Origin of the sequence: Paeniglutamicibacter sp. Y32M11, from assembly GCF_019285735.1 — a bacterium.
In the GTDB taxonomy this organism is placed as follows: Bacteria; Actinomycetota; Actinomycetes; order Actinomycetales; family Micrococcaceae; genus Paeniglutamicibacter.
In genome coordinates, this window is the sequence record NZ_CP079107.1 from 2,147,062 (window position 1) to 2,166,780 (window position 19,719).

15 protein-coding genes and 1 pseudogene are annotated in these 19,719 nt (G+C 60.2%); all 16 read right to left on the bottom strand.

All coding sequences use genetic code 11. The annotated features are described in order from the left end of the window. Positions 1 to 312 precede the first annotated feature (312 nt). A complete protein-coding gene (locus KUF55_RS09460; RefSeq protein ID WP_218816473.1) occupies positions 313 to 1,932 on the bottom strand; it encodes an amidohydrolase in 1,620 nt (539 codons plus the stop codon). Between the two features lie 82 nt (positions 1,933 to 2,014). Further along, positions 2,015 to 4,819, bottom strand: a complete 2,805-nt coding sequence (locus KUF55_RS09465; protein WP_132357686.1) for an RNA helicase — start codon at positions 4,817 to 4,819, stop codon at positions 2,015 to 2,017. 62 nt (positions 4,820 to 4,881) lie between these two features. Next, complete coding sequence (gene tatC / locus KUF55_RS09470; RefSeq protein WP_132360953.1) at positions 4,882 to 5,661, bottom strand: twin-arginine translocase subunit TatC; 780 nt, start codon at positions 5,659 to 5,661, stop codon at positions 4,882 to 4,884. Positions 5,662 to 5,724: 63 nt separating this feature from the next. Beyond that, positions 5,725 to 5,949 (bottom strand): Sec-independent protein translocase subunit TatA, encoded by a 225-nt coding sequence (tatA, locus tag KUF55_RS09475; RefSeq protein WP_132357688.1) that lies wholly within the window; start codon positions 5,947 to 5,949, stop codon positions 5,725 to 5,727. Positions 5,950 to 6,346: 397 nt separating this feature from the next. Continuing rightward, positions 6,347 to 8,302, bottom strand: a complete 1,956-nt coding sequence (locus KUF55_RS09480) for a YafY family protein (protein ID WP_218816474.1) — start codon at positions 8,300 to 8,302, stop codon at positions 6,347 to 6,349. A 120-nt stretch (positions 8,303 to 8,422) separates the two neighbouring features. Then, positions 8,423 to 8,818 carry an FKBP-type peptidyl-prolyl cis-trans isomerase gene (locus KUF55_RS09485; RefSeq protein WP_132357693.1) on the bottom strand — a complete coding sequence of 132 codons (396 nt, stop codon included), beginning with the start codon at positions 8,816 to 8,818 and terminating at the stop codon, positions 8,423 to 8,425. Positions 8,819 to 8,856: 38 nt separating this feature from the next. Next, on the bottom strand, positions 8,857 to 9,813 hold the full coding sequence (locus KUF55_RS09490) for an FKBP-type peptidyl-prolyl cis-trans isomerase (protein WP_218816475.1): 957 nt from the start codon (positions 9,811 to 9,813) through the stop codon (positions 8,857 to 8,859). A gap of 129 nt (positions 9,814 to 9,942) precedes the next feature. Beyond that, complete coding sequence (gene pafA, locus KUF55_RS09495) at positions 9,943 to 11,316, bottom strand: Pup--protein ligase (protein ID WP_132357696.1); 1,374 nt, start codon at positions 11,314 to 11,316, stop codon at positions 9,943 to 9,945. A gap of 4 nt (positions 11,317 to 11,320) precedes the next feature. Then, on the bottom strand, positions 11,321 to 12,031 hold the full coding sequence (gene prcA / locus KUF55_RS09500) for a proteasome subunit alpha (protein WP_218816476.1): 711 nt from the start codon (positions 12,029 to 12,031) through the stop codon (positions 11,321 to 11,323). Continuing rightward, on the bottom strand, positions 12,032 to 12,823 hold the full coding sequence (gene prcB, locus KUF55_RS09505; RefSeq protein ID WP_218816477.1) for a proteasome subunit beta: 792 nt from the start codon (positions 12,821 to 12,823) through the stop codon (positions 12,032 to 12,034). Continuing rightward, positions 12,820 to 13,005 carry a ubiquitin-like protein Pup gene (locus tag KUF55_RS09510; RefSeq protein WP_132360955.1) on the bottom strand — a complete coding sequence of 62 codons (186 nt, stop codon included), beginning with the start codon at positions 13,003 to 13,005 and terminating at the stop codon, positions 12,820 to 12,822. The genes prcB and KUF55_RS09510 overlap by 4 nt, the downstream gene beginning before the upstream one ends. A 116-nt stretch (positions 13,006 to 13,121) precedes the next feature. Beyond that, positions 13,122 to 14,702: a depupylase/deamidase Dop gene (dop, locus tag KUF55_RS09515; RefSeq protein ID WP_304623501.1), complete on the bottom strand. Its 1,581-nt coding sequence runs from the start codon at positions 14,700 to 14,702 to the stop codon at positions 13,122 to 13,124. A gap of 14 nt (positions 14,703 to 14,716) precedes the next feature. Continuing rightward, positions 14,717 to 16,457: pseudogene (gene arc, locus KUF55_RS09520) on the bottom strand (proteasome ATPase). A 193-nt stretch (positions 16,458 to 16,650) separates the two neighbouring features. Beyond that, positions 16,651 to 17,760 (bottom strand): tRNA (adenine-N1)-methyltransferase, encoded by a 1,110-nt coding sequence (locus KUF55_RS09525; protein WP_218816478.1) that lies wholly within the window; start codon positions 17,758 to 17,760, stop codon positions 16,651 to 16,653. Between the two features lie 81 nt (positions 17,761 to 17,841). Continuing rightward, positions 17,842 to 18,984: a site-2 protease family protein gene (locus tag KUF55_RS09530; RefSeq protein ID WP_218816479.1), complete on the bottom strand. Its 1,143-nt coding sequence runs from the start codon at positions 18,982 to 18,984 to the stop codon at positions 17,842 to 17,844. Then, positions 18,981 to 19,700: an HAD family phosphatase gene (locus KUF55_RS09535; RefSeq protein WP_218816480.1), complete on the bottom strand. Its 720-nt coding sequence runs from the start codon at positions 19,698 to 19,700 to the stop codon at positions 18,981 to 18,983. The genes KUF55_RS09530 and KUF55_RS09535 overlap by 4 nt, the downstream gene beginning before the upstream one ends. Positions 19,701 to 19,719: the final 19 nt, after the last annotated feature.

Genomic DNA, 19,719 nt, shown 5'->3' on the forward strand with positions numbered 1-19,719 from the left:
CTTCGGTCCGTCCCGTTGCGCCGTAGAACGACGCGCAGGGTGTTATCTAGTGCCCACGGGGTTAATTTGTTATCTTGCACTGTCGTGCCGATAAGCCAGATCTATCGATCCGGCATTGCCTCCAGCCTACCGTCCAGTTTTTAACTGTCAACCGTTTGCGGACCACCGGCGACATGAAACTTCTCAGGTCAAACGATAGATCGGGGGTTCAAGTAATTTGAGGAAAAAATAATGCCAATAATTGGTCATATCTCTCCGAAGTCCTTGCCGAATCAACTTTTTCGTGATTCGGCAAGGGAGAATATCCGGGATCTAGGCCACGCCGAGCGTGTCAAAAAGCACTTCACCGGCACGCACGGTACGCAGGCAATTGGGTACTTCATCTTCGAGCACCGGCAACATCGGAGTACCCGCTCGTGCATCGGTACTCCACGAAGAAACCCGCAGATCCGGAGTCTGGACCGACAGTTCGGCCGCATCCCAAATCGCGAAGGTGGCCTCCGCGCCGGTGACCAGCTGGCCAGCTAAGGGATTTGGTACTCCGAGAGCACGGAACCCCGACCGAGTATGAGCCATAAAGGCGGCTCGGGCCGAAATACGAGCGCTCGGATCGCTCAGTTCCAAGCAAGCCTTGACAGCAGCCCAGGGGTTTACCTTGGTGACTGGCGCATCGGAACCGATGACTACTGGCACGCCGGAGGAGAGGAACTGTCCGATGCCGTTCATGGAGGCGGCCCGATCGGCGCCAAGTCGCTGTTCGTAGAGTCCGCCGGTCGCGCCCCAGGCCGCATCGAAGGCGGGTTGCATGGAGGCAGTCAGTGCGAATCGCAGCATTTGTTCCCGCGCTGCGTCATCAACCATTTCCACGTGTTCCAGACGATGCCGACCGGCTTGCACCTTCGCGAGGCCCACTTCTTCTGCAGCTTTGGCAAAGCCGGCCAACGCGAGATCTAGCCCCGCATCGCCGATGACATGGAAGGAGGTTTGAATTCCTGCCAAAGAACACGCAGCGATGTGCGCTGAAATCTGTTCGACGCTCAGATAGCTGGTGCCGCGCTCCCCCACCGCGTCGGAGTAATCGGCGCGGAGCAGCGCGGTGCGTGAACCAATCGACCCATCGATATTCAAATCTCCGCCCAAGCCAACAACGGCGTGCGAATTGAATGACGTCAGCAGCTCACGAGCCGCCGATTCACTGGCGACGGCCTCGGCCCAAAACGCGAAGACCTCGGGTGTACTGGCTTTCTGAGCTTCACTTCGAGCTAAGAGTGCTTCGAGGTCGCTGCGGCCCGAGATGCCAGGGGATGCCATCTCAACGACCGTGGCATAGCCATTTGCAGCTAAATGGCTGAGGGCTAGATCGCTATTCTCGGTACCTGTTTGCTGAGCTTGGGAAAAGATCGTGCTACGAACCTGCGTGTGGATTTTTCCCTTGACCAGAGCATCGGTGTACTCGGGGCTCTCGTTGAGGCCCAGCCGCTGCGCGAGCATCGGACTGATGAGCGCGGAATGTACATCCACACGGGAAAGATAAATCTCTCGGTCCGGCGCCGCGGCCTGAAGCTCAGCGGCGGTGGGTAGCGCGCCGCCGGCAAACCTCGACTCGTCCCATCCGGTGCCAACGATCAACCCAGTTGTTGTCAGGGCGGCCGCTGCCACCGCGTCGAGTAACGCCGTGGAGCTAGTGGCCTCGCTGAGATTTAGCCCCTTAAGGGTGGCCCCCAAGGAACCCAAATGTACATGTGAGTCAACAAAGGCAGGGGTCATGAGTGAACCCTGCAGATCGATCTCGGTCATTCGAGCATCCAGTAAAGCGCCGGCTGCAGCTTCGGTGCCGATCCATGCGACCGTGCCATTTTCTACCAACATGGCCGTCGCGAACGGATCGGCAGGTGAGTAGACGGATCCATTGCGATACAGCTCAAGAGACATGATTAACTTTCGTGTTTAGAAGGGCGCCTTTTGCTGTTGCGCCCATCGGTCCTTCTGATCGTGGTCGTGACCCCTTGGGGTGTTAGTCGACAACGTTTGAATAAGCGACAACACCGCGGCGAATTCGATCCACCGCACGGTTGCACGAGCGAGCCATTCCGGAGTTAAGATCCGGGATCTTGGCCAGTTGGTCCAGTACATCGATGACCTGCTTGGCCCAGCGAACGAAGTCTCCGGCGGCAAGATCAGTGCCACGCAAGCATTCACGCAGATCCGATCCTCTGGCCCACTTATAGATCGGCCAAATCAGACCCGAGTCCGGGGCGATGGTTTCGGGCAGGCTCGCGGTGGCCTCGGCGTCGGAGAGCCGTGACCACAGCTTGATCGATGTTTCCCAAGCGACCTGGATCTTGGCCGTGGGCATCCTCGGATCGGGTCCGTGATCATCTCGTCGGGCCTGGAAAACCAACGCGGAGACGAATCCCGCCAGTTCCTCCGCCGTCATGTCGTTCATGACTCCGGTTTCCATCACTAGGGAGGTCAAAAGGTCGCGTTCGCCATAGATTCTGCGCAACCGTTGACCGGCATCGGTGATTTGTTCCAAGGTCTTGTTGTCCGAGGTGGGCACGAGATAGTCGAAGTCCTCCAGCACCCGAGCAACGCGGTCAAAGGTCTTGGAGATGGTGTTGGTACGACCGCTGATCTGAGAGCGTAGCTTGTTCGTGTCTCGCAGGAGTCGGGCATAGCGTTCACCCCAACGCGCATGGTCCTCACGTTCCGGGCAGTCATGGCAGGGATGCGCTCGAAGTGCTCGACGCAATTCGGTGATGCGTGATTCTTGCTCGTTGCTGCCGGTGAATTCAAAGGCCGGGGCATCGTGCCGCGGCGGCCGCGATTCGGCCAGCGCACTGCGCAATGCGGCGGCGAGGTCCTTGCGGTCCTTGGGAGTTTTCCCCGTAAATCCCTTGGGAACACGAATTTGAGAGATCACCTCCAGTGGACCTTCAAGATCCTGAGCGCTGATGCGACGGATGTGCTTGTCTTCGGTCAGCACCGTGTGCCGGGGCTCGTTCCATGCGGTGTCCAGTTCAATGATCACGCAGCGTCCAAGCCTGCGCGCCCCTTGAATTTCGACCACATCGCCGATTTGCAGTGACTCCAACGATTCCGCTGCGGCGGCACGGCGCAGTCTGGTGATTGTTCGTGACGCTTCTTTTTCGACGTCCGAGAGTTCCGATCGAAGGGCCACATATTCGGTGAAATCGCCGAGGTGACAGGTCATAGATTTGGCGTAGCCCGCCAATGATTCCTCGCGGGAGCGTACCTGACGTGCCATGCCAACAACCGAGCGGTCGGCCTGGAACTGTGCGAAGGACGTTTCCAAGATACCTCGGGCTCGTTCGCGTCCGAATTGGGCCGTCAGGTTCAGTGACATGTTGTAAGTCGGTCGGAAGCTCGAATTGAGCGGGTACGTCCGCTTGGACGCGAGCCCGGCAACAGCAGCAGGATCGGTGTCTTGTTGCCACAACACCACGGCATGACCCTCAACATCGATTCCACGACGTCCGGCGCGGCCAGTGAGCTGGGTGTACTCCCCCGCAGTAATGGCTACGTGCGATTCGCCGTTGAATTTCTCCAGCTTCTCCATGACTACCGAACGCGCTGGCATGTTCACACCCAAGGCAAGCGTTTCGGTGGCGAACACGGCCTTGACCAGTCCGCGGAGGAACAGATCTTCAACTACTTCCTTGAAAATCGGTAGCAGTCCGGCGTGGTGGGCAGCAAAACCACGCATGAGGCCCTCGCGCCATGGCCAGAAACCAAGTACCTCAAGGTCGTCCTCGGGCAATCTGCTGGCCACGTGGTCGATGGTTTGCTCGATTTCCGTTGCCTCGGCCGTGGTGGTCAAGGCAAGTCCCGAGCGGACGCATTGCGCGACAGCACCGTCGCAGCCATTGCGGGAGAAGATGAACACCAACGAAGGTAGTAGACCGGCTCGATCTAAAGCCATGATCATGTCGGGTCGTGAGACGCGCGTGCTGATGGGCTCGCTCTTCTCCGCCCAGGATCCCCCACCGCCTCGGCGACCCCGTGCACGTGGGCCTCGTGAACGGGATCCAGCCGTGGCACGGTGGGCCAACTTGGTCAGTTCTGGGTTCACCGCAATTTCACGTTCGGGAGCCTCGGCCACCTGGTCGAAGGAGACTTCCTCGGCGAAGAGGTCAAGCAGACGTCCCCCGGCCATGACGTGTTGGAACAGCGGTATGGGGCGATGCTCGGAAACGATGATTCGAGTATCACCGCGCACCGCGTCCAGCCAGCCGCCGAACTCTTCGGCGTTAGAAACGGTTGCCGAAAGGGAGATGACTTGGACGTCCTCGCGCAGGTGGATGATGACCTCTTCCCACACTGCGCCACGGAACTTATCGGCCAAGTAGTGGACCTCGTCCATCACCACGTAGCCCAGCGAGTCCAAGGTGTCGGAGTCCGCGTACAACATATTGCGCAGGACCTCGGTGGTCATCACCACGATCTCGGCGTCACCGTTGATCGTCATGTCACCGGTGAGTAGCCCAACGCGTTCGGGCCCATAAGTGGCGACCAAATCGGAGAACTTTTGGTTGCTCAGGGCCTTGATGGGAGTCGTGTAGAAAGCCTTCTTGCCGGAACGCAGGGCTTGGAAAATCGCGAACTCTCCCACGACGGTTTTTCCTGCCCCCGTGGGGGCCGCTACCAAGACGCCGGAGCCGGAGGCAACTGCTCGGCAGGCTTCTTCTTGGAAGGGGTCAAGATCGAATCCGATGGAGGCGCGGAACTCTTGCAGCCCCGTATCAGTTTCCTCGTTCGATTCCGTGATTTCTGCGTACTGTTCGGCCGGCGTGCTCACGCAACGACCCCTTTCAGGACATTAGAAAATGTTCCCGTGCCCAGATGTGGGCACGGGAACATTTAGGGAAGATCGGGTGTCTCGGGAAGATGTGAACCTTCACCAGCGCTTGCGGCTGTTTCGGCCTCAAGCTTGGCTCGCTTCTTATCTCGCTTGCGATCATTGAAGAAGCAAATAAGCGTCGCCGTAGCGAACGTGACAAATAGCGGACCGCCGAGGGCAAACATGGTGATGGCGTCGCCACCTGGTGCTGCCATTGCTGCCACCAAGGCAATCAAGAACACGGTGATACGCCAGTGCTTCAGGATCATCTTGGCTTTGAGTATTCCAACCATGTTCAAACCGACCATTAAGACCGGAGCTAACATGGCCAGACCGAAGGCAATGAGCAGTCGGAAAACGAACGGAAGGTACGTGTCGGTCGTCAGCCATGACTGAGCATTTTCCGGCGTTAAAGAAATGAAGAACTTCAACGCATGGGGCAGAACCCAGTAGGCCATGCCAACGCCGAAGAGGAACAGTGGCACGGCAGCGGAGGCAAACGCCAAAGCCGTGTTGCGTTCCTTCTTCTTCAACCCCGGGACAATAAATGCCCACAACTGGTAGATCCAGATGGGTGCGGAGAAGACCAAACCCAAGAGCAATGAAGTCTTGAGCATGATATCGAACGGTGCCATGACGGAGGCATAGTTGACTTCACCGCCGTTTTCAATCACGGGAGCCATGATCAATCGGAGGACATCGTCATAGAGGAAGAAACCTCCGACGGTGCCCAGAACGAGGGCGATCAGCGAAATGAATAGGCGATTCCTGGCTTCAACCAGGTGCGCCTTCAGGGCCATGCGCCCCTCAGGGTCCTTCTTTCGCCCTTTTTTCGGAGTGGTCTCTTGTTCGCTCACGAAAGGCTAGGCGTTGTTCTCACGACGGTCGGGATCAACAATCTTGCCTTCAACGGTTTCATCGGCCGCCTCAGGATTCTTGTCGTCATCCTTCATCTGTCGAACCTCGGACTTGAAGATACGCAGGGACTGACCAACGGAACGAGCCAAGCCTGGAAGCTTCGGGGCACCGAACAGCAAAAGTGCCAAAATTACGATGATGACCAGATGCCATCCTTGGATTCCACCCATGAGGAACCTACCTTTCAATCACTTTAAGTCTACAGTCAGAACAGCTCGAGGTCGGCCACACGTTGGGGTTGACCTCGTCGAGTCTTTCGCTGAACACGAGCATCTCGACGTGCCGTTGAACGTCTGAGCTTCCCGGCCTCGCGAGCCTCCCTGGCGTCTTCGGGATCCTGGAACAAGGCTGCGACTCCCGAGGGTGTGCGATCTATTGGTTCGGGATACGCGTGCGTTTCGCCGGGGGTTTCCATTGCCACCCCGATGCTGTCCATTGCCTCTCCGACGTCAGCGACGAGGCGCATGGAACCGCGAAACAGCCGAATTGCGGCTAATACGAGGAATAGCACCGTACCCAACACTAAGACGACCCACAGAAGGATCCAGAACCACCAGGGCAACATAACTATTTAACTTCCTTGTTCTCGACGGCCTTACGCAGCCAGGCCTGAACCTCGGTACGCAAGAGTTCTGGTGCGATAACCCGCAGATCACCGCCGTGGAAAGCGACCATTCCAGCGATGCTGGAGAGGGAGGTCATTCGGATCTGGGCGATCGTTTCGTCGTCACCACGGGCCCACTGCTCCGGAGAATATTCATCTACCAGCGAAGTGAGACGCGACGCAAAACCGAGCACCACGAGTTCGTCGGTGGGGCCGGGCGTGAAGTAGATGTCCTCGTGGTCTTCATGGCGCTCGGTATCCCACTCGAAGGTCTTCGCCGTGGGAATCACGGTTTGGATCCTGTCGATGCGGAAACTCCGGATTTCTCCATTCGGGACGGAATAGGCGCGTAGGTACTGTCTGCCCGCATGCTCAAGAATTCGAATCGGTTCCACTTCCCGAACCCCCACGGCGTCACTCGACGCACTGTAGTAATTCAAGTCAACAACCCGTCGCGTGCGGATTGCCGAAACTAGGGTGGCATAGTTTTCGTTTTCCTCGCTGGACCGCAAGGCAATGGAGAGCACCGATTCCAGACCCTCAAAACCCACCGCGGCTGACTGCAACTTTGCGTACGCTGAATCGATAGCCGAGGCATGTTCAAAGTGGGGCAGGCCGCGCAGTGAGGCCAGACCCGCGAGCATCGTCGCGGCCTCCGTCAAACTCAGCTTGATGGGTGCGTTCAGGGCCTCGGCGTTATTAATGCTGATCGCACCGGTCTCCCACTCAACATCAATGAGCTCATCGGGTAGGCCGTTGGGTACTCCGCACATCATGATGGTTTGCAGGTGTGCCAGTAGCTGTTTGTCACTCAGCCCGAAATGACTGGCCGTCTGTTCAACGGTCGGTGATCCGTACTTCGCCACATAGGAGATGATGTCGAGGTTCAGTGCAACGGCCTCGGTCGACGGTGGGCGACCGGCATTACGCCGTTTGCTCAGTTTGTAGCCGGGGACAGCCTTGAGCTGAGCCGCTAGGGCCCGGTCAAGTTTGTTCTGAACTTCGGTAACCAGGTGCGGGGGTTCGAGCACGCGTGCGGCGGCACCGAGCTTGGCAATATCGGCAGCCAATCCCATCATGTCGTGGAATTGAAGTGTCACATCGTCGTCTTGCGAACCGGGAACCACAGAATCCGCCTTGGACCGAAGCACCCAACCGGCTTCCTTGGCCACGATAATTCGCGCGGTTTGACCGGCAATGTCCGGATCGAGGGCTGCCAGAGACTCTGACATACTAAATCCGGCCGGTCGCGAGGAATGGGCTTGGCCGGTGCGAATATCACTCAGAATGCGTGTGAGGCGGAAAATCCGGACGGCCTCACGGTCATGATCAAAGCCGGCAAGGTACCAGTTGCCGAAGCGTTGGCCGATCCCCCACGCGTCGAGGGTTCGTTGACTGGAGCGACCCTGAGAATCGAGATAATCGAAGCTCACCACCTGACGGGCCCAGACCGCTTCGAGGCAGGCGCCAAATGCTGGCCCAGCGGCCTGTAGCCGAGGAACATACTCGGTGAAGCTGACTCCTCGCCCGGAATCTTCAAGTCCGGCCGACAACCGACCGTTGGCGCGGGTGGCCGAGGACTCGAAATCGGTGTCTTTCCAGAGCTGCGCGGCTAGGCCCAAGGCAGCTGCTTCCTCGGTGGTGAAACTGACCTCTGGAAGTCGGTAGCTCTCCGGGGTGATCAAGTAGCGTTCCTCGGCATCAGTTCCGAGGGTCTTCACCGGAACCCCCATCTCGCGCAGGTCCTTCTTGTCCCTATCGAACTTTCTGTCGAAGGCCGCATCACCGAGGCCCTTGTAATCATCGACAATTTTTCGAAGTTCACGCTTGGAATATCCATGCGGAGTATTGATGAGCGCATAGGTGAGACTGACGAGTTTCTCGGCACGAGATGGAACGCCTGAGTTATTTTGAGCCACGTTCGCAAGATTACCCCGATGACCTGAACGTGGGCCAATGCCACACCGCGTTAACGGCCTTTGGCCGTCTTCTCCCGGTTTAACTTGGGAAAAGACGGCCAAAGGCGTAAAGCGGAGTGCTTAGCGCACAGACACCAAGTCCACCACGAAGATGAGTGCTTCGTTGGGGCCGATGGCTCCACCTGCGCCGCGAGATCCGTAGGCCATCTCGGACGGAATTTCCAGACGGCGACGTCCGCCGACCTTCATCCCGATCAGACCCTGATCCCAGCCCTGGATAACCTGACCGACACCGGCACGGAAGTCCAGCGGTGCGCCGCGGCCCCAGGACGCGTCAAACTCTTCGCCGGTGGACCAAGCCACGCCGACGTAGTGAGCCGAAATGTTTGAGCCCGGTACAACTTCGGCGCCGTCGCCGGGAATCAAATCCACGATCTTCAGCTCGGTAGGAGCATCGGTTCCCGGAAAATCGATCTCCGGCTTGGTGCGGTCGTATTCACGCTGTCCAAAAGACATAGTGGAATCCTTTCGGTTGATGACTGGAAGTGTCTAAGCTACTTTACTTCTTTGATCTCCACGAAGAAGACCAAATTGCCTGCCGGGGCACCGGCGGCTCCGGCATAGGCGAGATCCGTCGGGATGCTTAGCATGACCTGTGTGCCGGCCTTCAGACCCGTGAGGCCTTGGGTCCAGCCCTTGATGACCTGGGTGAGGCCAAATTCGGACGGTTCTCCACGGTCATAGCTAGAGTCGAACTGCTTTCCGTCGCTCCAGGTGACGCCCGTGTAGTTGGCGCTCACCGTTGAAGTTTCGGTGGCCACCTTGCCGGTACCCTCCTTGATGACGTCAACAACGAGGCCAGCAGGCGCTTCCTTGCCCTTGGGGATGGTGATGACGGGCTTGCCGTCCTTCATCTCAGCCGTCGGCAGTGCGCCTTCGTCCTTCAACTTCTTAACCTCGTCCGCACCGAGCTTCTTGGATGCCTCCGGGATCGCCTCGGTGGACAAAACCTTCAAAACGACGACGGTTTCGGCGGCAGCAGCGCTCGGGCTGGCCGAGGGGGCTGCCGATTCGGTGGACGAAGCCGCTCCTTCAGCAACCGGCTCAACCATGGCAATCCACGAACCGACCTTGGTCTGCATCAGCGTGTCGTAGAGGGCAGGCAGCTGGGTCTTGAATTCATCGTTGATCGGCAATGTCACCGGTTCGCCGGAAAAACTCGAACCAACCAGGCTGCCGTCCTTGGCGTTGTAGGCGATCGACTTGAACTTGATGTTCTGGTTTTCTTCGATCTCATCGCCCTTGCCCTTGACGATGACCTGAGCACCGGTTTCGGTGGCGACCAGCGGGGAATCAAAAGTGACGGTGGGGTCAGAAGCATCATCGGCCCCCGGGGTGACCTTAACGGAAGAAAGGGGGGCAGGATTGCCACTGGAGGCCATCTCGGTTGAACCGCAGGCCGTCACCAGCAGCAATGAAGCCGTTGCAACGAGTGCCATAACTTTGCGCACGAAATCAACTTTCAGTAGGGGAATTTGGAGACTGCAGACACCCACACTGAATGGTGAGTTAAAAAACAGACTTCAGCCAGCTTAAAGGGTGAAACTGTGAATCACCTTATTATCCGCGGCATTTTGACACTAAGCGGGGCCACTCAAGGAGCTAATGAGGGCGTCAACTCGCGGATCTTGATTGGCGAAGGGGTCTTTACACAACACCGTCTGCCCGGGGTGGTCGTTAAGCTTGAGGTGCACCCAATCCACGGTGAAGTCGCGCTCGGCATTTTTTGCCGCACGCACAAAGTCACCTCGCATTTTTGCCCGGGTACTCTGTGGCGGATGATCCACGGCGAAGTCAATATCATCCTGATCCACCACGGCTTTTGCACGCCCACGGGCGGCCAGCAAATGGAAGAGACCGCGCCGGGTATCAATGTCGTGATACGTCAGATCAAGCTGGGCCAAGCGCTGCGCCCCAAGATCCAACTGGTGACGGTTAGCGTAGGCAGTGATCAGCTTGTGCTTGATCGCCCAATCAATTTCCGTGTCAATGGAGGAAAAATTGCCCGACTCCACGGCATCAAGAGTGCGGGTCCACAGATCAAGCACCGCTGGCACCTGATCGTGGTGGGCTCCCTCGGTAGCCACAAAATCGGTGGCAAGAGCCAAGAAATGGCGCTGGAGTTCCAGAGCCGTCAGTTGCTTACCCGTGGCCAGACGAATAACGGTTTGCCCATTAAAGTCGTGCGATATTTCACGGATTGAACGGATCGGATTTTCCAACCGCAGATCGTCCATGACTTTTCCCGATTCGATGATGCGCAGCATCAAGTCGGTGGCGCCGAGCTTCAGTAGTTGAGTGGTCTCGGACATGTTCGAGTCACCCACAATCACGTGGAGTCGACGGAAGTATTCGGCATCCGCATGTGGCTCATCGCGAGTGTTAATGATGGGCCGTGAGCGGGTGGTCGCCGAGGAGACGCCTTCCCACACGTGATCGGCGCGCTGCGAAAATGAGTACAGCGGCACCCCCTCCACATTCATGATCTTGCCGGCACCGGCGATCAGCTGCCGGGTGACCAAGAACGGAATCAGGATCTCGGCCAGGCGGGCAAATTCGAGCTTGCGGGGAATCAAGAAGTTCTCGTGGCAGCCATAGGAATTGCCAGCGGTGTCGGTGTTGTTCTTAAAGAGGTAGAGCTTGCCGTTGAAGCCATCGGCGGCCATACGCTCCTCGGCGCTGGCTACCAGATCATTGAGGATCGATTCCCCCGCCCGATCATGAGCGATCAACTGCTTCAGCCCATCACATTCGGCCGTGGCGTACTCGGGGTGCGAACCCACATCAAGGTATAGCCGCGAACCGTTGGTCAGGAACACGTTCGAGCTCCGACCCCAGGCAACCACCCGACGGAAGAGGTATCGGGCGGATTCCTCTGGGGTCAACGGACGGCCCGTAGGGTCCGAATAGTTGATTCCGTACTCGGTCTCGATGCCCATGATTCTGCGGTCCATGTGTCTACTTCCTTGAACCCAAAATGCGGGCGATGGTGGGGGTGTCGAGGCGGCGGAAATGGCGGTGCGAGCCGGTGGAGGTCACACGCTCGAGCATGGCGACCTCCAAGAGGCGTGCGTCTTCGGGACTCTCGCCCACGCCAGGAAGCACGAGGGCCGCGGCGCGAATGACCTCATCGATGCCGGCCGCGTTGAGGTCCTTGCCCGCCCAATAGCCGTTCCAGGATTCGCGGAGGGCCGGAGTGTCGCCACCCATGATGATGTGTCCTGGTTGTTCGGCGATGGACCCATCAAAATTCAGGGAGAACAGGGTGTCGTCTTCCGGGGACTCCCCGATTTCCAGCACCGCGAGTTCCACCTCAAAGGGTTTGGCCTCCGCGGTGAATACCGCGCCCAAGGACTGGGCGTAAACACTGGCAAGACCCCGGCCGGTCACATCGAAGCGCGAGTAGGAATACCCGCGGGTGTCCGCATACCGCACTCCGGCCTGACGCAGGGACTCAAACTCGTTGTACTTGCCCACCGCGGCGAAAGCGATCCGGTCATAGATCTCACCGATCTTATGCAACGAACCCGAAGGGTTCTCGGCGATCAGCGCGATCCCGTCGAAACATGAGGCCACGATGACCGCACGTCCGCGGGCGATCCCCTTCCGGGCGAAATCGGCCCGGTCCTTCATGAGTTGTTCGGGTGAAACGTAATATTGCGCGCTCATCTAGGCTTCCTTCCCGCTCGCGGTACGTTCGGCGATGATCTCACGTGCCATATCGGCCAGGATCGGATCCTCCACACGATGAACTCCTGTGGCGTCCACGGTGTGAACCACTGGCCACAGCCCGCGCACCGGGTCCGGACCGCCGGTGGCCGAATCATCATCTGCCGCGTCGTAGAGTGCCTCCACCGCAATTTTTACCGCGGCGGTGGCACCCAGACCGGGTTCCCAAAGCTTCTTGAGGGCACCGCGGGCGTAGGGAGAGCCCGAGCCGATGCAATGGTGTTCTACCTCTTCATAGAGGCCACCGGTGATATCGAAGGAGAAAATGCGACCCGCCGCAGCAAACGTATCGAAGCCAGCGAAAAGCGGGACCACGCTCATGCCCTGCATGGCCATCTGCAAATTGGCGCGGATCATGGAGGCTAAACGATTGGCCTTGCCATCAAGTGAGAGTCGGGTGCCCTCGATCTTTTCGTAGTGCTCCAGCTCCACGCGAAAAAGCTTGGCAATGTCGATGGCTATCCCGGCGGTACCCGCAATGCCCAGAACGGAATAGTGGTCGGTCTCGAAGACCTTCTCGATGCGGCGGCTGGCGATAACGTTGCCCATGGTCGCGCGGCGGTCCCCCGCCATCACGATTCCATCGGCGTAGCTCAGCGCCACGATGGTGGTGCCGTGCGGTGCCTTGATACTTGTCTCTCCTAGCGGCACGGTACTGCTGGCCGGCAACAGATCTGGCCGGTCCCGGGTGAGGTGCTCAAAAAATGAGGGCCCGGGACCGAGCTCAATCACTGACCGCCCTTTTGCACAAAGCCACGCACAAATTCTTCGGCGTTTCGTTCCAGCACGCCGTCGATTTCATCGAGCAGGTCATCCACTCCGGCGTCCTGGCCCGCGGCAACATTAAGATCTTCGGTGGTCTCCTGGGCCTGGGTGTCTTCACGGCGCTGGGCCGAGTGCTGTTCCTGAGTCATGATGTGCCGCACTTTCTGTTTCATTTCGGTGATCAGCCGCCGCCAGGCACTTGCTGTGGTGGAGGCTGATCCCGATTCTGCCTTTGATGATTCCATCTTGCCACTGGGTAGGGTCTTTAGCTCCTCAGCGCGGCGATGAACTCGTGGATCTCCAATTCTCGATCCAAGAGTTCCCCCACCAGGGCGCGAGTGCCACGCAACGGCTCAAGGGTGGAGACGCGTTCAAGTCGTCGGGCACCGGGCACCGTAAAGGACACCGAATCCCAACTCGCGGCCACCACAAATTCCGGGTACTGGTTTAGAACTCGTCCCCGGAAGTAGGCTCGGGTGTCCTCCGGCGGATGAGAGGCCGCGTGGGCGATCTGTTCACCCGAGTAGAGCACCTCCATCATGCCGCGGGCGGCCAAGCGGTGGTACAGGCCTTTTTCCGGGCGGATATCCGCCCATTGCAGGTCCATCAGTGCGATGCGCGAATCGCTGAAATCCACTCCGTGGCGTTGAGCGTAGGCACTCATGAGCTTGTATTTGGCCACCCAATCCACGGTGCTGGCAGCGGAGAAGATGTCCGTTTCCAGTTGCTGCAGGGTTTCTTCCCAGCGTCGCTGAACTTCGAGTGTGGCCTCATCCAGCGCACCGGAGTTCGCGCTGTGTTCGGCCGCGGCCGCCGCGTAGATCCTTTGGATCTGCAGGGCGGTGAGTTGGCGCCCGTCCACCAATTCGGCGGTGGTAGATAGGGACGGGTCGTGGCTGATGGCCTGCAAGGCGGCGACGGGGTCACGGAGTTCGAGGTGCGGGGCGGTGCCGGCCTCAATCATCGACAACACGAGGGCGGTGGTGCCGGTGCGCAGCAGCGTGGAGATTTGCCCGAGGTTCGCATCCCCGATGATCACGTGCAGTCGACGGTACTTTTCCCAGTGCGCGTGCGGCTCGTCGCGGGTATTGATGATGGGGCGACGAATCGTGGTCTCCAGACCGATCTGTGCCTCAAAGAAGTCGGCGCGGGCGGAGATTTGGAAACCGGGGTACTGACCCAGCATGCCGCGGCCCACACGGCCGGCGCCACAGATGATTTGGCGGGTGACAAAAAACGGGATAAGTCCGGCCGCGATGTTCTCAAAGGGCACCGAGCGTGGCATCAGATAGTTTTCGTGTGCCCCATAGGACACCGACTTGTTATCGGTGTTGTTTTTGTACAGCTGAATATCCGGAACCCCGGCCAGCGATTCGATCCGGCGCATGGCAGCCAACGCCACGTGATCCCCTGCCTGATCCCAGAGCACCGCGTCAAAGGGATTGGAGGTTTCCGGGGAGGAGTATTCCGGGTGCGCGTGATCCACATACAGCCGGGCTCCGTTGCCCAGCACCATGTTCATCAACACCTCGTGTCCGGCGTCGGCCTCCTCATACAGGGTGGAGCCAATCCTCGTATCCCCACCGGCCAGCGCGACGGCCTCGGCGTCGAGTTCCGGCTCCTGATCGGTGAGCTGGGAGGGATCGGCGGAGGCCCGCGGAATGGTGAAGCCGCGCGCATCATTCAGCGGCGTCTCATCGGTGTAGTCCCAATGGGTACCCGCGATGGCTCCGCGCCCAGCACGCACCAGTGCGGCATAGGAGTTGATGACCTGGGCGGAGAGCATCGTGGCATTGGCCCCGGGCATGGAGGGCGCCAACACGCCATACTCCGTCTCCAGGCCCATGACCCGATGCACGCTCACAGGTACTGTCCCGTCTCCGGTACACCGGGGGTCGCCAGGGATTTGCCGCGTCCATTTTTATCGGCCACGATGGTGCGGATGAAGGTGATGCGTTCACCCTTGCGCCCGGAAATTCGGGCCCAGTCATCGGGATTGGTGGTATTGGGCATGTCCTCGTGCTCGTGGAATTCCTCCACGACCGCGTCCAGCAGGTGTTCCATACGCAACCCGCGGGTGCCACCAGTGAGCAGCGCCTTGATGGCCGACTTCTTGGCACGATCCACCACGTTGCGGATCACCGCGCCGGAGGAGAAGTCCTTAAAGTAGAGAATTTCGGTCTCGGTATTGGCGTAGGTGACCTCGAGGAACTGATTCTGTTCCCCGGTGGAGTACATGGCATCCACCGTGGCACCGATCATGGCGCGCACGCAGGCGGCATGATCCCCGCCGTGCTCCGCAAGATCATCGGGGTGCAGCGGCAGATCACCGGTGAGGTATTTGGCGAAGATCTCCGCGGCACCCTGAGCATCGGGGCGGCGAATCTTGATCTTCACATCCAGCCGTCCGGGGCGCAGAATGGCCGGGTCGATCATGTCTTCGCGGTTGGAGGCGCCGATGACGATGACGTTATCCAATCGCTCCACCCCGTCGATCTCGGCCAGCAGCTGCGGGACGATGGTCGTTTCCACATCGGAGGAGATGCCGGTGCCGCGGGTGCGGAAGAGCGAGTCCATTTCGTCGAAGAACACCACGACCGGGTTGCCGCTGGCCGCCTTTTCGCGGGCGCGGGCAAAGATCAGCCGGATGTGGCGCTCGGTTTCCCCGACGTACTTATCCAGCAGTTCGGGGCCCTTGATGTTCAGGAAGTAGCTCTTGGCGGTGCCGGTGTCCCCGTTGCGCTCACTGGTGCGTTCGGCCAGCGAGTGCGCCACGGCCTTGGCAATCAGGGTTTTGCCACAGCCCGGAGGCCCGTAGAGCAGGATGCCCTTGGGCGCGCTCAGCCCGTGTTCGCGGTACAGATCCGGGTGCAGGAAGGGCAGTTCCACCGCGTCGCGGATGGCCTCGATTTGATCACTCAGCCCACCGATGTCGGCGTAGGAGATGTTCGGGACCTCCTCGAGCACCAGGGATTGCATGTCCGAGAGGTGTACCTTTTCCAGTCCCAGTCCGGTGCGGGAATCAAGGGTCAACACGTCGCCCACGCGCACGGTGTCCTTGATCAGGGGCGCGGCCAGACGGATCACCCGTTGATCGTCTGCCCGTCCCATGGCCACCACGCGGTGATCCTCCAGGACTTCTTTAACCGTGACGAGTTCTCCGGACTTTTCGTAACCGAGTCCCGCGACGATGACCAGGGATTCGTTGAGCAGCACGTCCTGGCCGATGGCCAGCTTGTCGAAGTCGAGCAGCGGGGAGATTCCGACACGCAGTTTGCGTCCGCCCTGGACGATGTCTGCCGACTGCACCCCGGTGGAGGCGATGGCGATACCGGACTCGGGGTGGGAGCGCTGATGAAGTTCGGTGATGGTGCCATGGCTAAAGGGGGTGTCCCCATCTTTTTCCAGCCCGGACTTGAGGTTCAGGATTTCCGCACGCGTGCGCTCCAGCATGGAGACCAAGCGGGTGTTGTTGGATCCGGCGGAGGCTAACTGCCGATCGAGTTGACGGTTCTTCTCCCGCACGACGTTCAGTGCCCGTGTTGCCGCTGCTATCTGGCCTTGAAGTACGGTGCGATCTGTCTCTTCGCCCATTATCCACTCGTTTCGCAGTATCGTTCGTGCTCGCATCCCGAAGCTGCTCCGGTACACGTCATCTAGAGTTCCATCCTATGCACCGGAGGTCCCGTGCGGCAGATATATGACTTTCGGCGCCCGCTTCTCCCCCTGACCATGAGGCTGGCAGGGGGATGAATCGGACGCCGAAGGTTCGGTAGTACGCGGTGAGCCTGGTGTTAATTGTCCTCGGTTGATGCATCCGTGGTTGCCGGCTCGGCCGACTCTGCGGGTTCTCCCGGCGCAGCGGCGTCGGTCCCCCGGGGTGCCGAGCCACGCTGGGTCATCGACTTGGCGTCCTTGGCGGCGCGGCGCAGCTTACGAGCAGAGGTGCCGCGCTCCCCCAGGGCCTCATGGTTCCAATCCTCCGGGGAATCCGAGCGGGTCCAGGTGGCCAGATCGGCGGCGGAGTAGGTGTGCTCCTTAACGCGCTTGGCACCCGGGATGCCCACCGCCCCATCGGCCAGTCGGCGGCAGGTGATCAGGAAGGCGGTGTGGGCCACCATGCGGTGATCCGGGCGCACCGCCAGACCCTCAACGTGCCAGCCGCGGACCATGGTCTCGAAGGATTCCGGCTCGGTGTACAGGCCGGTGGCGCGGATGGCCTCCACGGTGCGTGACATCTGCGTCACGGTGGCCACGTAGTTGACCCAGACGCCGCCGGGCGCCAGCACGGTGGATACGGCATCAACACATTCCCAGGGCGAGAGCATGTCTAGCACCACGCGGTCCACGGAGCCGGGCTCCTCGGTTTCCAGCACCTTTTCCTGGAAGTCGCCGATGGAGATCTGCCAGGCCGGGTGCGGGCCACCAAAAACGGTGTCCACGTTGCCGCGGGCGATTTCGGCAAATTCTTCACGGCGTTCGAAGGAGTGCAGGTAACCGGCGTCCCCGACGGCGCGCAGCAGCGACATCGACAGGGCTCCGGAGCCAACGCCGGCTTCCACCACGCGGGCGCCGGGGAAGATGTCACCCATCTGAATGATCTGGGCGGCGTCCTTCGGGTAGACCACGGTGGCGCCGCGGGGCATCGAGAGCACAAAGTCCTTCAGCAGCGGGCGCAGTGCCTGGTAACGCACCTCGGCGGTGTTCTGAACGATGCAACCCTCGGTGGCACCGATCAGGGCATCGTGATGCAGCACACCCTTATGCGTGTGGAACTCTCCACCTTCGGTCAACGTGATGGTGGAGATGCGGCGCTTTTCGTCCGTGAGCTGGACCCGGTCTCCGGGGCGGAAGGGGCCGCGGCGGTTGGTGGCACCGTGCGGTGCTGCTGGTGTTTCGCTCATAACTAGGTATTTTCCTTCGTGTTCACGGTGGGGATGTACTCGTGGGAGTGCGTTGATGGGGCCCGGTGGTGCCGGGATGTGTCAGTGGGCCGAGTTCTTCTCTGGCTTGCCGGTGATGGCCGCGACGATGCGGGATTGGGCCAGCAGCCCGATCACCCGATGCGACTCGTCGATCACCGCGTATTCGTTGCCCGGCAGGGTGGCGAGGTAGCCGATGAGCGCACGGCCATCGGCGTTGGCGCTGACCACCGCTCCGGAGCCCAGCGCGCGGGCGGCAGAAAGCGCCGGGGAGGAAACGAGCAGCTCCGGGTGAACCCCGGCCAGTACCTGCTCATCGATCACGCCGACCGGGTTGCCGTCCTCATCGATGAGGATGACGCGTCCGCCGCGTGTGTTGATCCGCTCGCTCACCTGGGCCAGCGTCGCGTCCTGGCGCAGCGCGGTGGCCGGGGTCATCAGCGCACGCACCGAGACCAGCGGCAGGCGCAGGCGCAGCTTGGCGTGGTTGATGCCCTGGGTGGCACCCGCCCACATAAATCCGCCGACGAGGATCGCGACGATGAGTACCTGGAAGTCCAGCGGTTGATCGTTGACCAGCGGGGTGATGACGAAGTAGCCGACCACCAAAATCACGATGACACGTCCGGCCCAGCCGGCGGCCACGGTGCCGCGGTCCTGATTGCCGGTATAACGCCAGACAGCCGATTCCACCAGACGTCCACCATCAAGGGGTAGTCCGGGGAGCACGTTGAAGATCGCGACCAGCAGGTTGGCCCAGATCAGGATGTCCCAGAGCAGCAGGACCACACCCTGGGGATCCACCGCGTGCAGGAGGAGGTAGCCGAGCCCGGCGATCACAAAGTTGGCGGCGGGACCGGCCATGGCCACGGCCAGTGAGCGGCCGGGGGTGGCGTTGAAGGAGGAGAACTGGGTGTGTCCACCCCACAGGTTCAGCGTGATGCTGGCCCCGGGCCAGCCGAAGGACTTGGCGGTCAGGGCGTGGGCCAGTTCGTGGATGAGCACCGAGACGGCCAGTAGCACCGCGTAGGTGAAGGCCACCAGATAGGCGGCGTAACCCAGGTCGGGCAGCGCTCTACCCACGGTGGGTCCGAAGACCAGCACGATGAAGCCGGTGATGATGAACCAAGACCAGGCCAGGGATACCGGCACTCCGAAGATGGAGCCCAGCGGGATTCCGCTGCGTTTAGCTGTTGTAGCGCTCATGCGCGGCTCGTGACGGTCAGCAGGGCATCAAGGGTGGGCAGGGTCAGCGAGCTCAGGGAGTCCACGCGGTGCCAGGCGTTGGAACTCGGCACCTCTGAGAGGTGTGGGACCAAAACGGCGGTGATGCCGCTGGCCGCGGCCGAGCTGATTCCCGGAGCCGAGTCCTCCAGCCCGATCACGCGCGTGGCCTCCAGATCCGGCACATAGTCCGCCAGCATTTTCAGGCCCAGCAGGTACGGTTCGGGATGCGGTTTGCCTTGAGCGACCATGTCCCCGGTGACGCGGAAGTTGAAGTATTTTTCCGGCAGCTGATCCAGCACCAATTTGGCCAGGGGTTCTTCGGACATGGTGACCAGTCCGCAGGGCACACCCGCGGCGTGAAGTTCGGCCAGCAGTTCCAGGGCGCCGGGGCGCCAGCTGACGTGTTCGGCGACCCCGGCCGCGACCTCATCGATGAGCCGGTTGATGATTTCGCGGGTGGAAAGCTGCACCCCGGCTGCCTGTAGTGCGGCCGCGGAATCGGGCAACGCCTTGCCCACCAGTTCTAGGCCCTGTTCGTGGCTCCAGCACCCACCAAATTCGGCCACCAAATTCGCTTCGGCGGCCATCCAGTGGGGTTCGGTGTCAAGCAGGGTTCCGTCCATGTCCCACAGCACGCCCTGGATCACGGTGACCTGAGGGCGTACGGGCAAGGGCTCGTAATTCTGGGTTGGCATGAGGCAATTCTAGTGTGTG

Bases quoted from the DNA above. Each gene is read 5' to 3' on its own strand.
- KUF55_RS09525 (WP_218816478.1), bottom strand. From the start codon at position 17,760: ATGAGCGAAACACCAGCAGCACCGCACGGTGCCACCAACCGCCGCGGC.
- prcA (WP_218816476.1), bottom strand. From the start codon at position 12,031: ATGAGCGCGCAATATTACGTTTCACCCGAACAACTCATGAAGGACCGG.
- pafA (WP_132357696.1), bottom strand. From the start codon at position 11,316: ATGGACCGCAGAATCATGGGCATCGAGACCGAGTACGGAATCAACTAT.
- KUF55_RS09510 (WP_132360955.1), bottom strand. From the start codon at position 13,005: ATGACTCAGGAACAGCACTCGGCCCAGCGCCGTGAAGACACCCAGGCC.
- KUF55_RS09535 (WP_218816480.1), bottom strand. From the start codon at position 19,700: ATGCCAACCCAGAATTACGAGCCCTTGCCCGTACGCCCTCAGGTCACC.
- tatA (WP_132357688.1), bottom strand. From the start codon at position 5,949: ATGGGTGGAATCCAAGGATGGCATCTGGTCATCATCGTAATTTTGGCA.
- KUF55_RS09485 (WP_132357693.1), bottom strand. From the start codon at position 8,818: ATGTCTTTTGGACAGCGTGAATACGACCGCACCAAGCCGGAGATCGAT.
- dop (WP_304623501.1), bottom strand. From the start codon at position 14,702: ATGGGCCTGGAGACGGAGTATGGCGTGTTGGCGCCCTCCATGCCCGGG.
- KUF55_RS09460 (WP_218816473.1), bottom strand. From the start codon at position 1,932: ATGTCTCTTGAGCTGTATCGCAATGGATCCGTCTACTCACCTGCCGAT.
- tatC (WP_132360953.1), bottom strand. From the start codon at position 5,661: ATGGCCCTGAAGGCGCACCTGGTTGAAGCCAGGAATCGCCTATTCATT.
- KUF55_RS09530 (WP_218816479.1), bottom strand. From the start codon at position 18,984: ATGAGCGCTACAACAGCTAAACGCAGCGGAATCCCGCTGGGCTCCATC.